Origin of the sequence: Planococcus sp. ISL-109 (assembly GCF_018613655.1) — a bacterium.
Taxonomy (GTDB): domain Bacteria; phylum Bacillota; class Bacilli; order Bacillales_A; family Planococcaceae; genus Planococcus.
Genome location: NZ_JAGGPW010000015.1, coordinates 64069 through 76052, shown reverse-complemented (window position 1 = coordinate 76052; position 11984 = coordinate 64069). Strand labels below are relative to the sequence as shown.

Below are 11984 nucleotides of genomic sequence, written 5' to 3'. Positions count from 1 at the left end.
AACGCTTCTTTTAAAACCAATGTTTTGTGGCTGTCTGCAAAAGGGAATGACAGCACACAAAGGAGGAGTGCCTATTGAGTATTTTCGCAAAAGATTGCTTAGCCGGTAAGCACGTCCTGATCATGGGCGCAACGGGTGGAATCGGCTGGGAAACTGCTAAAACCATTGCGTAGATGGGGGCAAGCATTACCATCACCGGACGCAAGCCCGCTAAGCTCAAACAGTTGGAAAATGAATTGCTGGACGAAATGGACAGCAGCCGATTATACGTCCACGCAGCTGAACGGAGTGTCCATGTAGAAACTGAATCAGTATAATTTGTTTGCTGAAAAGGCCAAGCACACCCAGTAATCGATTGTTTTCATGTAAGTTCTCCTTTAGTACGTTGAGCCGTGGCCTTTCTATTCACTACCTGTAAAAGAGCCAGCGGAAACATCCAAGGGAAAATAAATCGCCAGGAACGAGTCCCGGCGTTTCCAATCAAACCATTTTCAAGCAAGCCCTCCAACAACACAAAGAGAAAAAGCTCAGTTGAGTTGCGTGCCGTATAAAAACCACGGGGAAGACAGGTCGAATGGATGGCCATCCGGCAGTTTGTGCACTTGTTCGTGAGTCAAATCAATCCAGATGAATGCCCCTTCTTGAGAGTCTTTGCGAATTGCTTCCAAGGGTGCACGTAAAGTTTCCCATAGGCCCGGTTGTTCGAGCAGGTCGTTCCATGGATAAAGTGTGTGGAGGTAGTCGTATTTTTTTACATCGTGCTTGGCGATCACTACCCGGTCCTGTGCCGGGTTCTCGAAGAAATCCCAGTGGGTCAGCTGATTTTTTGAAAACAGATCGGCCGTTGCCGGGAATGGGTAATAACATTCAAACGGAAAAATCCGGCCTGGACGAATATAGACGGCCTGCAGCCAGCGCATTTTCTCCTCCAAGCTTTCCACTTTGCGCCACGGTATTGCGCCGGATTCCAGTCCGCGCACATCTGCAGCAGTTGCTGCCACTAGCACCGATTGTTTGGCGAGTCCGATATTCTCCAGCACGCGCTGTGCAGGAATATTGCTTTCTTCTGTATTGGCGCCGACAAAGCAGATGCCTTTGTGTTCAAGAGCAGCATTGCGGACATGCGCCATTAAGCGTGTCGACAAATTGAGTCCCCTAAAGCGGAGGTCGCTCCGCATGCGGCCGAGCATCACGTAGCTGCCGGCAAAAATCGTATACCCGCCGATACTTGCTAAATGGCCGTCTTGGAACAAACCGAACAATCGGTTATGGCCGTTGGAGATGTGGTCGAACACACGGATTACGTAATCGTCGTCGATGCCGGTTTGCATTTCTTGCAGCGCCTGGAAGTCTTCGCCGGTCAGCGGGCGAATTGCCTCTTTCATCTATTCGTCACTCCTTAAAGATCATACTTATCTATTTATTTTAGGGCATGAAACACATTAGCACAAAATTTGAAGGACCTTGTTCGTGAAAAGTGTTGATCTCCTTTATGGGAAATCTTAAAGTAGAACATCAGTGAACAAGTGATCGTTAAGCTATTGAAATATCAAAATCCGGAACACTATGCAAGCTGGAATAAATTCATTTCACATCATTGGCAGGGAATTGGATGGTGAGCGGCGAACTGTTCGGAACATATGAAGTTTTTGTGGGTAAGCCATAATGAAAATTGTCAGATGTGCTGACTCAATAAAAGGGGGAAAGACATTGGAAAATTGGAAGGCGATTGAACTAGTCAAAGATTTCTTATTCGGGCTTGGGTTGTATGCATTGATTACGCTGGTTGGGCTTTTGGTATCGATGGTGTTTGGAGGAAGTTCGGATAATCTTTTATTAAACGATGAAGTGCGCGGCGAAATGGCGGCACGTACGCTTTTATGGATGGCGATACCGGCCTTTTTGCTGTCTTTAGGCTTGGCGTGGCTCAGAAGGGTCAGAATGAAAAATGCAGCGTTGCGCATTAGTATTGTTTGGACTGGCCTTTTGTTCATCTTGTATTTGATTGCTGCGTTAGGCAGCGGCATCTTCACTGTATTAATCGCTTCTGGATCATTTTATCTCTTTTTGGCAGCAGTATTTGTGGGTCCGATTGTTTACTCTTTCATCAAAAAAATGCCTGCTTGGAAATAAATCGAAGGGTTGCTTTCAAGTGGCTGTAAAAACCTGAAATGTACTGGACAATGTAAGGGGGGATTAATGTGGAGATTCATCCGCAAATTGTTTTCAATGGCAATTGCCAGGAAGTATTGTCTTATTACGAAGGCGTGTTCGACGTGGAACATAGCTCGATTATCCATTACGGGGACAATCCTGGCTCCAAACTTGAGGAAGACTTGAAGGAATTGATTTTGGAAGCAACGATTCCGCTATACAACAGTTATTTGTTGTTGTCGGATGCCATGCCTGGAAAACCGGCAACGTTCGGCAGCAATTTCCACATCGCCATCCGTTCAGGCGATTTGGGGCGGATGAAAGAGGATTTTCACAAACTGTCGGAAAGCGGAAAAGTGATCTATGAATTCGGGGAGAGCTATTGGAGCGATGCATACGGCGTCGTTCAAGACAAATACGGCGTCCAGTGGCAGTTTGACTACCGAAAAGGCGAGCCGTCACAGCCATAACAAAACCCACCGTAATTTGCGGTGGGTTTTGTTATGGCTGTGTACAACTTTAAGGCCCGGAGGCGGAGTGGAAGTGGTCGGCAATAATAGCAGTCGCAAAAACTTTGAAGCTATCGGCTTCGACGCCTCCGACAAAGCTATTGTAGAACGTAATGACAAAATAGAACCCGAGAAACAACAGCCCCGTGACAATCAGCAAAATCACAAATTTTCTCGTCATCAAAAACTCCTCCTTTTGCAGCAACGCATATTCCGTGAAAAGAGGCGGGAAAACCGAGAGAGGAAAGTGGCTAGAAAAATAATAAATTCAACAGAATCGTCAGCACAATCGATAAAATAATTGAAATGAGCAAACTGCCCATACAAGAAATGCGCATATGAACTCCACCTTTCTTTCCGAGCGCTGCGGAATGGTTCACTCTAAAAAGCGGAACATAGGTTAAGAGCGCCGCATCGTGAGGCGACGCCCATGTGACCGACTTTCCGTAAAAGTCGTATTTGCCCCTTTTAGAAGTGGCAGTCTTAATGGCCGTTAAAGTGGGATAAAAGAAAAATCCGAAGGCAGGGGTTTTCAATCGTATTATTATTTGTTTACCCGGAAAAATGAAGTGGCTAAACGCTTTCCAACAATTCACTCGAGGCTTCAATGCGGCCGGACAACCGGGAACCTTGCCATGTAATTGTCGAATATTGTTGAGATATGAGAGTTTAATGAAAAAAATGATGTTATTTGCCTCTTTTTTTGTTACAATCGTGTTACGAAAAGATGTCCGGAGGGTAACATGACTAATTACAATCAGTTTTCAAACAGCAATCGGCTGGATGAATCCAAGCGGATCGAGACGGAAAAAAGCAGTGAAATGGGTGCTGAACCGTCGAATTCTCAGTTCCATAAACCAAATCGAAAGCGCCGCAAGCTCTGGATGAAACTCGGGGGCGGTGTTTTGTTGTTGTTCCTTCTATGGAGTGTGTATTCATTTGCGAGTTATGTCGCTCCGTGGAGTGAGGAAAGTTCGACTGTTAGTGCCGAACATGATGAAATACAACAATATATTTTCCAAAGCGAAAAAAGTGAAGAGGCCTTGAACGAAGCAAGCAATTCGCTCATCCGTCTCTATGACCATAATTCATTGACCGATAATCACATTGAAGAAATGATAGCGAATTTGGAAAAACTTTTGCAGCAATTGGATACAGATGATCCGCGCCTTGCAGAATTGGAATCCTATCATTTTGCGCAAATTGAGCTGACGCGAGAAATGACCGAAATCTTGCAACAAGATCATATGGAGGAAGCGCATCAGAAATTGGATGAAATCCTCGACCGCCAAAAAGAAAAGGCGGACGATAAAGCCGCGATTTTAATCGCGCTTATGGAGCAGGAAAATATCACCTTCGAGCAAAAAGCAGACGGATCCATCGCTTACGAATAAAATTCAACAAAGCTTTCTTGAATGCCCTTACGGGAGTCAAGAAAGCTTTGTTTTGTAGCGAAAGCTATGCTTAAACTTTTTTCCTGAAATCTGAGAGTTTGAAAATGCCGTAAAATGAGGGGAAGGCCCACCGGAGCGCGGGCAGATCGGCATATTGAACCGTTTGCATTACGAAGAAGTCATCGCCACCTGTGTCCACGATTTGCTCGGAGACTACAAGTTGAGCGACTAGTGATGAAATCGGCTATCGCCAACTCAATGAGTTTGAACAGTGGATTGCGGAATGACGAAACCCCAGCAAGTGCCATTCGGGCGCTTGCTGGGGTTTCTTTAAATTGTAAAGGTTATTGGAACAGCAGAAAATCATTTTCCGAGATGAATTCATAACTCAAGTCGATAAATAGGAAACACTCATCTGACAGCGGATAGCTAAATGTGCGGATCATTTCTCCTGTTTCGATATCCGCATAGATATCGGAAAGTCGGCCTTTATGCGATGCTTTCATGAGCATCATGTTCTCCAGGAAATATGGCCGGAACGCCCAGTGCGAGCCGATTTGATCAGGTTCTGAAAGCCAGTGTCCCGCTGTTTTGCGGAAATTGGACGATACTTGTTCGCCGTCGCTATTGCAAATATAGATGCGGAAGCTTTCACCGTCGAACGGCTCCAGCAAGTTACTGATAAAGCGGTCCGCCTCGTTCGGGCTATGCCATTTGTTCATCAGGCGTTTGAGCTTTTCTTCAGAGCGGGCCGTATACGCCAGCCGCCCGCTGACCATCGCTTTTTCGCGGTGGACGAAGTCTTTCACTTTTTCGCCGATATGGATGGATAAAGAATCAGTCGACAATAAGTCGGGATCCGGATGCGCCAAATAATACCCTTGGTAATAATGGCCGCCGTGCTTCCAGGCGAAATACAATTGATGGTTGTCTTCAATGTACTCATACAAGAGCTTTGCCCCGATACGGTGGGCGAGCATCGATAAGGAATGAATGATGTCCTGGAATGCATCGGGCTGTTGGCGGCTGTTGCTCATATCAATTTTCAGGATATGCGGCCGCAATTGTCGGATGCGGTCGATGTTCGAGCTTTTGGCGCCGACATGATCAACGGCGATTTGGATGCCGTAGGTTTTGAAATACAACAGCAAATGGTTGAGTGTGTCGAAATCGTCATTAAAGTCATGTTCTGTAATTTCCAGAACGATGCGCTCGAGCGGAAATCCGCGTTTACGGTACTCCAGCAAGGTCTTCAGGAAATCCTCGCCGTCTCCGGCCATCAATTGGCGGGCATTGCGGTTGATGAACAACAAGCAGCTGCTGTTTTTTGCGAGCAACCGGTCGAGCGCCATCTCCAATAGTCGTTGATCGACTTCTGTTTTGAATTCATCCGGGACTTCCGGATCGTTGAAGAAACTGCCGAGCGATTTGATATCCCCTTGCTCTTCGTAGCGGCCGAGGAGTTCATAGCCAATGACCTCGTGACTTACGGCGCTGACGATCGGTTGAAAAACCGGCATTACCTTATCCATATTATCGATGATATCTAACGGATCCATTTTATCTCTCCTTGCCGTGCGCTGTCTTCTTCCATTTTAGTCTTAATGTTTTCAGCATACAAACTTTGCTTGAGAATTTCGTTGGAAAGCGGGGAATATTCCGTGAATGGGTGAAAGTGAAAAAGTCAGTCAGAGCTTCTTGCTTTCTAAGGTAGGCATCCCCTATAATGTAAAGCGCTGCCTTGTTTTGTTATCTTTACACATGAAACAATGCGTGAGAAGTTAAAACGAATGGAGAACTTTCAAATGGACAAACTTTACCGCCTCGTAGCGATTTTTGTCGCTTCTATTATTATGGGTGTTGCTTTTAATATGTTTCTACTGCCTCATGAAATCCTGTCAGGCGGCATTACCGGAATCGCGATGATTTTCGGCTTGCTTACGCCGATCAACTCAGGGGTTTGGCTGATTTTATTGAACTTGCCGATTTTAATTATCGGTTGGATGAAGCTCGGCAAAACCTTTATCGCCAACAGTATCTTCTCGGTAGCCGTCACGTCCATTTCGATGCTTTATATCCCGATTGTCCAAGTGACAGCAGATGCTTTATTGTCCTCTGTTTTCGGTGGTGTCATCATCGGGGCGGCGGTCGGCATCATTATCCGCTTTTACGGTTCAACCGGGGGCTTTGATGTCGTCGGTTTGTTGTTGACGATGAAGCGCGATATTCCGCTTGGCTTTTTGGTCTTTGTGCTGAACAGTGGCGTCGTTTTTATCTCGGGATTCATTTTCTCGTGGGAACTGGCGATGTATACGATGGCATCGATTTACATTACGGGAATCGTTGTGGACCGGATCCACACACGCCACATTAAATTGAGCTTGATGGTCGTTACGGCAAATGGCGATGAAGTAAAGAAAAAACTTTTGGCGAATTTGTATCGCGGCATTACGGTCGTCGATGGGGAAGGCGCATATTCTGGCACGAAAGTGAAAGTGCTGCATAGCGTCATCACACGCTATGAACTGGCGTTTGTCCGTCCTTTAATCAAGGAAATCGATCCGAATGCTTTCGTCAGCATCACCGAAACGATGGAAGTCGTCGGGAATTTCCGGCGAGACGATAATTATAAGAAAAATCCGATGTAACAAAGAAAACCGTCCCGAAACGCTGATGCGTTTCGGGACGGTTTTTTTACTGAACTTCTTCCACAAACACCCGGTAAATAATTTCATCGCTCGCTTGAAGGCTCGAGCCGCAATAGATTTCCCTGTGAACGCCCGTTCGCCGCTTCCAGTCATTCTCCAGCAAAAAGCGGTCGATTGCTTCTAGTCCCGCTTGCCGCTCGGTGCGCTCGTTTTGCATGCGCATCTGAACGGAAAGCGCATCTTCAAATTCTTCAAAAGCGACTTCCGGGAGATGGGGCAAGTTTTGTTCGCGATGGACCAGCGTAAATGCGCGGTCGATCGTTTCGTTGTCGATAAAATCGGGTTGGCGAATCATCAAAGAACAGTTGCAGGCAGAACCGGGTGCCTCTGCGTCTGAATGGATGAGCCGCTCTAACGGGTAAATGGTGTAATCGGTGAACCCAGGCGGCGAATAGCCCGAGTCCGGCATATGCTTGACCGCATCAGACAAAGCTATGAGCGTATGGATCCGCTCTGTGACATCGTTCGGTTCTTGGGTTGCTCCACCGTCAATCACAAAATACAACTGCTTCGGTACATGAATCACGTGGGGTGATACAGGCGGGACGTATAATTTCTGCTCATCTTTTTTCCAGTCATGCATCGTCAACTCTCCCTTATTCGTGGAATTCCAGTTCAGGCATCCACGTCTTCAGATGGGTTTTCGTATTGTCGTTCCATTTCTCGTTGACGTCTTTTAACAACACGACTTTAAAATCCCGGTAGCCGGCACTATAAGTGAAAGTCGGTGTAAAGCGCGGCTGGGCAATCGTGACAGTGGATCCTTCCACGGTTTCGGTGAGCTCCGCCTCAAGGTGGACAATGCCGCCGATTTGCCGCTCGAAGCCTTGCTGGCCGGACAGGAAATTGCCGAGTGAATAAAACACGAAGCTACGGCGCCCGTCGCTCGTCTCAATCCAGGCAGGAGGCTGCAGGACATGTGTGTGGTGGCCGAGAATGATGTCCGCACCGTTTTCTGCCGCAAAATGGGCCAGTTCGATTTGTTCGGTTGAAGGCATTTCTTCGTATTCGTTGCCGAAATGCAAGCTGATGACCGCGACGTCGGACTGTGCTTTTGCCCGTGCCAAATCATTTTTGATCTGTTCGCGGTCAATCCGGTTGACGAGATACGGGCGGCCGCTCGGTGTCGGGACGCCGTTCGTTGCGTACGTATAGGACAGGAAGGAAAACGTGATGCCGTTGCGTTCAATCGTCGATACCGCCAAGCGCTGCTCTTCAGACAGGTAAGAGCCGGACGTAATGATGTCGAGTGATTTCCAGTGGGCGTATGCGTTTTCAATCGCGCGGACACCGCGGTCGAGTGTATGGTTGTTCGCCATCGAAACGGTATCGATACCGACTTGTTTCATCGCATCACCGACTTCGAACGGACTGTTGAAGGAAGGGTAGGTCGAAACCCCGATTTCTGAGCCTCCGATGATGCTTTCGGAATTCGCAAAGGTGATATCCGCTTCCGAAAGATAGCCTTCGACCGGCTGGAACATCGGATAAAAATCATAGCCGGTATCCGTTCTGGCGTCATCGTAAACAGTACCGTGGATGAGCACGTCCCCGACTGCCGATAAAGTGGCCTGCTGCTTTCGAATGATGCGCTCGGGGGTGATGGCGGCTATCGTGCTGCGTGCTGTAAATTCCGCGGGCGGCAAAGTTTCCGCCTCGGATTCCACCGGTGTACAGGCGGTCAATAGGCTAAGGGCAGCTGCACCAAAAAACAAACACAGTTTCCGGTTCATCCGAATCGATTCCTTTCAGGCAACAAGCATGGACATATCCGCTTGTCATATTCTTTGTGTAATTATATTTAGAATACTATAGCTGTGAGGAAATCACTATCTTTTTTTCAATTACCTATGAGATATAGCCTGTATGAAGTGGAACAGTATCTATTACATAATGATGAAGAAATAAATGATGACCATAATAATCAGGATCGACAGCATCGTTGAAATCATGCTGATGCGGAGATTCGATGAGTAGAAGGTTTCCTGGATGATTTGCTGGCGCTTTTCCCGGTACGTCCGCGTAGCTGTGAAGATGATGACGAGTCCGAAGATGCAGGCAAAGATGCCCAGCAGGATCGTAAACAAATCGACGAACTGATTGCGGACGACGCCCATCGTGAAATGCAGGCTCGTCGCGAGAAAGCCGACGCCGACAATGGAGATTGCCGTGCGTATCCAGGCAAGATACGTGCGCTCGTTCGCCAAATGCTGCTGGGTATAGATGAGCTGGTTTTTTTCTTTCCGATAGGATTGCCGTGACAAGTTATGGACCTCCTTCATGCCAAGTGGGTGGTGCTTTTCTTTTAGTTTACCCAAAATGGGCATGCACTAATAGATTTGCGGACAAAATGGCTAAACAAAAAAAGCGGGGTATACATGCTCAACCGCCGGGAAGAAGCAATCGCACACAATGCCCATTCGGCTTTTTTTATTCGATTTGAAGTATTTCCCACTTATGTTATTGATGAGATTTCAATCGGAAAAAACGAACGAAATTGAAATAATCTATTGAATCGTCCGCGAAAAAGAGTAGACTGGGTTTATGGATTAGCAATATTGCATTTGATTGCTGTCATTTCCGAAGAAGGCGGGGGAGAACAGATGGAAAAAACAGAGTTGAAACATGTCATCAAGGATTGGCGCTTGCATGCGGTCGCTTTTATCTTGGTGGCCATTACAGAAGCAATCGGCCTGTTCAGCATTACAGTAGGTCCAGGCGTTATTTTATTGTTGCCGATGTTATATGCATTCTTTCTTGGGCTTATCCTATATTTCACACCGGTCATTTCTGAAAAGAACGCCAAGCACGCAGAACCGCTGATCATTTTAGGGGTTACTTTGCTCATTGCAAAAATCGGTGTCACGATCGGCCCGCAAATCGAGGCGATCATTGAGGCAGGGCCTGCACTTCTTTTGCAGGAGCTTGGCAACTTAGGGACGATTTTTATAGCGCTGCCGCTAGCGGTCCTGCTCGGATTCCGGCGCGAGAGCATCGGCATGACACATTCGATTGCGCGTGAGCCGAATGTCGGCTTGATCGTCAATAAATTCGGTTTTTCTTCTCCGGAAGGCCGTGGGGTCATGGCAATCTATATTTTCGGGACGGTGTTCGGGGCGGTCTTTCTTGGTTTGATCGCAGGACTACTCGCAACAGCGACGCCGCTTCATCCCTTATCATTCGCGATGGCATCAGGCGTCGGGTCGGGATCGATGATGGCCGCGGCGAGCGGCTCCTTGATCGGCGCGTATCCGGAACTCGAAGAGCAGATCGTGGCATTTGCCGGGGCGAGCAATTTGCTGTCGCTCTCTACCGGACTTTACTTCAGCATCTTCATCGGCTTGCCGTTAACGGAGAAACTGTACAGCATCATGATCCGCAGAACAGAACGGAAAGCTGCGAAAGGAGGTGGCCCGAATGATTAAGAGTATTATGGAATGGACGTGGGTATTGGCCATTTTCGGTGCCGCTGCATTGATCGGCAATTGGTTCGGCATGGATGTATTGCCATGGCAAGCGCTGCCGGGCATGCTCGTGTTGATCGCAGTGAGTCTTGTCGGGTTGATTTTGGAGAAGGTCTTGCCGTTTCGCATGCCGGCAGTAGGCTATATCGGCGTGCTTGCAATTGTCATTTCCTTGCCGTGGTTTCCGGGATCTGATTATGTCGTCGCTTGGACGAGCGAGATTGGCATATTGGCACTGGCGACACCGATCCTTGCGTATGCCGGCATCTCAGTCGGTTCGAACTGGGCGGATTTCCGCAAACTCGGCTTCCGCAGCTTTATTGTCGCCATCGCGGTTTTCCTCGGCACGTTTCTCGGTTCTGCACTTATCGCCGAAGTGATATTGCGTTGGCAAGGCATTATTTGAATTCAACAAGCCCCGCAGCATAATGCTGCGGGGCTTGTTTCTGTTCTATGGCAAAAGAAAGGGCCCAAAACAGTTGCCTGCTTCGGGCCGTCAAAAATTCGGGGGTGAAGGGGAAGCTCAGTACATTGCTTCTTTTTAACTGTTACCACGTTTCTGCTATGTTTAAACATTTTTTAATAATAAAGCGAGATATAAATGAACAGCTTCTTGGAAATTGGCGGGGTTCAGCCCTGTTTTTTCTTCGATTTTTTTTAGGCGGTAACTGAGCGTATGACGATGGATACCGAGTTGTTCTGCAGCTTCTGAAGCGGAGCAATTAGATTCGAAAAAAGCGTTCAACGTCCGGCACAATTCTTCAGATAGCGAATCGAGTGTGCGGCTATGAAAGCGGTCCAGTTCAGCTTGCGGATTATTTTTCAATAACGCGATCAGTTCGACATCTTCATAATACACCAAGTGATGCGCCGTCCGCCCGAAAGTCAAAGCACTCGAAGCTGTCGCGGCTGAGCGGACGATTGTTGAAATCGTTTGTGCCGGCAATCCGACACCGATGCGGGCAGCAGGGCGCTGTAGAATCCGGAACAATTCGAGCATAAGGCTGTCTTTTCGCAAATCATCGATGCCGGTCAACAAGACGAACAATTCGTTCAGCCCGGAATAACCGAGCAAGGCGCGTTCTTGTTGGAAATAATCCTCGAGCCGCTCGATAAGCCGGATATCCGGTGACGGCATCTCGCCAAGGTCGATTAACAATACGGTGTACGGCGCCTTATTGTCCATTCCGAGTAAGGCGAGGCGTTCTTTTGCGAAACGAGAAAGCGGCTGTCCGCTTGCGAGTTCTTCGTAAACGAGCTCATTTGTTTTGCGCATCCATTCGGTATGGCTAGTAATCAGCGATTGATGGACCATCATCTCGGTCGTCAATTGGACGAGTTCGGCGATTTCAGCAAGCTCATCGGGGTTTCCGGTAATGCCGATGACTCCGACCAGTTCGTCTTGGAACATGATCGGCAAATTGATTCCAGGCTTTGCTCCGCCGAACGCCTCCGATTCGTGATCCTGGATGGCGAGTGCGTGTCCGGTAGCCGCGACGCGGGCAGCGCCTTCGTGGATGCGGTCGATGCGCTCTTTCTCGCCGGAAGCCAAGATGAGCCCGTTCGTATCCATGACGTTCAAATTACGGTTCAAGCGTTTGGACGTTTGCGCGACAATTTCTTCGGCCACTTGTTTGCTGATCATCTTTTCGCCTCCTTGTATAAAAATTCTGATTATTTTCAGTAGGAATATGTACATTCAGTATAATGCAAGTGCGATCCTGCAGCATTATAATTTTTTGTAAGCGTTTACGT

At 47.8% G+C, this 11984-nt stretch carries 13 protein-coding genes; 6 read left to right on the top strand and 7 right to left on the bottom strand.

The window, feature by feature from the left end; all coding sequences use genetic code 11:
• Window positions 1–527 precede the first annotated feature (527 nt).
• Window positions 528–1385 (bottom strand): GNAT family N-acetyltransferase, encoded by an 858-nt coding sequence (locus J7E21_RS11700; protein ID WP_215107871.1) that lies wholly within the window; start codon window positions 1383–1385, stop codon window positions 528–530.
• Between the two features lie 325 nt (window positions 1386–1710).
• Between J7E21_RS11700 and J7E21_RS11695 the strand changes: the two genes are divergently transcribed.
• Both J7E21_RS11695 and J7E21_RS11690 read left to right on the top strand, forming a co-directional pair.
• On the top strand, window positions 1711–2133 hold the full coding sequence (locus tag J7E21_RS11695; RefSeq protein WP_215107869.1) for a hypothetical protein: 423 nt from the start codon (window positions 1711–1713) through the stop codon (window positions 2131–2133).
• A 68-nt stretch (window positions 2134–2201) separates the two neighbouring features.
• Window positions 2202–2624 carry a VOC family protein gene (locus J7E21_RS11690; protein ID WP_215107866.1) on the top strand — a complete coding sequence of 141 codons (423 nt, stop codon included), beginning with the start codon at window positions 2202–2204 and terminating at the stop codon, window positions 2622–2624.
• Between the two features lie 49 nt (window positions 2625–2673).
• On the opposite strand, the gene J7E21_RS11685 is transcribed toward J7E21_RS11690, so the two are convergent.
• Complete coding sequence (locus J7E21_RS11685) at window positions 2674–2844, bottom strand: hypothetical protein (RefSeq protein WP_215107864.1); 171 nt, start codon at window positions 2842–2844, stop codon at window positions 2674–2676.
• A 562-nt stretch (window positions 2845–3406) separates the two neighbouring features.
• Between J7E21_RS11685 and J7E21_RS11680 the strand changes: the two genes are divergently transcribed.
• On the top strand, window positions 3407–4057 hold the full coding sequence (locus tag J7E21_RS11680; protein WP_215107862.1) for a hypothetical protein: 651 nt from the start codon (window positions 3407–3409) through the stop codon (window positions 4055–4057).
• A 344-nt stretch (window positions 4058–4401) separates the two neighbouring features.
• Here J7E21_RS11680 and J7E21_RS11675 read toward each other — a convergent pair whose 3' ends face one another.
• Window positions 4402–5616, bottom strand: coding sequence for an EAL domain-containing protein (locus tag J7E21_RS11675; RefSeq protein ID WP_215107861.1), 1215 nt, complete (start codon window positions 5614–5616; stop codon window positions 4402–4404).
• 246 nt (window positions 5617–5862) lie between these two features.
• Between J7E21_RS11675 and J7E21_RS11670 the strand changes: the two genes are divergently transcribed.
• Window positions 5863–6705, top strand: coding sequence for a YitT family protein (locus tag J7E21_RS11670; RefSeq protein ID WP_215108021.1), 843 nt, complete (start codon window positions 5863–5865; stop codon window positions 6703–6705).
• A gap of 46 nt (window positions 6706–6751) precedes the next feature.
• On the opposite strand, the gene J7E21_RS11665 is transcribed toward J7E21_RS11670, so the two are convergent.
• The 3 genes from J7E21_RS11665 to J7E21_RS11655 all read right to left on the bottom strand — a co-directional run bounded on the left by J7E21_RS11665 (window position 6752) and on the right by J7E21_RS11655 (window position 9029).
• On the bottom strand, window positions 6752–7348 hold the full coding sequence (locus J7E21_RS11665) for a hypothetical protein (RefSeq protein WP_215107859.1): 597 nt from the start codon (window positions 7346–7348) through the stop codon (window positions 6752–6754).
• 13 nt (window positions 7349–7361) lie between these two features.
• Window positions 7362–8498, bottom strand: coding sequence for a CapA family protein (locus J7E21_RS11660; RefSeq protein ID WP_215107857.1), 1137 nt, complete (start codon window positions 8496–8498; stop codon window positions 7362–7364).
• A 153-nt stretch (window positions 8499–8651) separates the two neighbouring features.
• Entirely contained in the window at window positions 8652–9029 is a 378-nt protein-coding gene (locus J7E21_RS11655) for a YidH family protein (RefSeq protein WP_215107855.1), read from the bottom strand.
• Window positions 9030–9368: 339 nt separating this feature from the next.
• On the opposite strand from J7E21_RS11655, the gene J7E21_RS11650 reads away from it, so the two are divergent.
• Both J7E21_RS11650 and J7E21_RS11645 read left to right on the top strand, forming a co-directional pair.
• Window positions 9369–10190, top strand: coding sequence for a DUF3100 domain-containing protein (locus J7E21_RS11650; RefSeq protein WP_215107853.1), 822 nt, complete (start codon window positions 9369–9371; stop codon window positions 10188–10190).
• Window positions 10183–10635: a hypothetical protein gene (locus tag J7E21_RS11645; RefSeq protein WP_215107851.1), complete on the top strand. Its 453-nt coding sequence runs from the start codon at window positions 10183–10185 to the stop codon at window positions 10633–10635. Before J7E21_RS11650 ends, J7E21_RS11645 begins: the two co-directional genes overlap by 8 nt.
• Before the next feature lie 162 nt (window positions 10636–10797).
• Here the strand turns inward: J7E21_RS11645 and J7E21_RS11640 are convergent, their stop codons facing one another.
• Window positions 10798–11874: a CdaR family transcriptional regulator gene (locus J7E21_RS11640; RefSeq protein ID WP_215107849.1), complete on the bottom strand. Its 1077-nt coding sequence runs from the start codon at window positions 11872–11874 to the stop codon at window positions 10798–10800.
• Window positions 11875–11984: the final 110 nt, after the last annotated feature.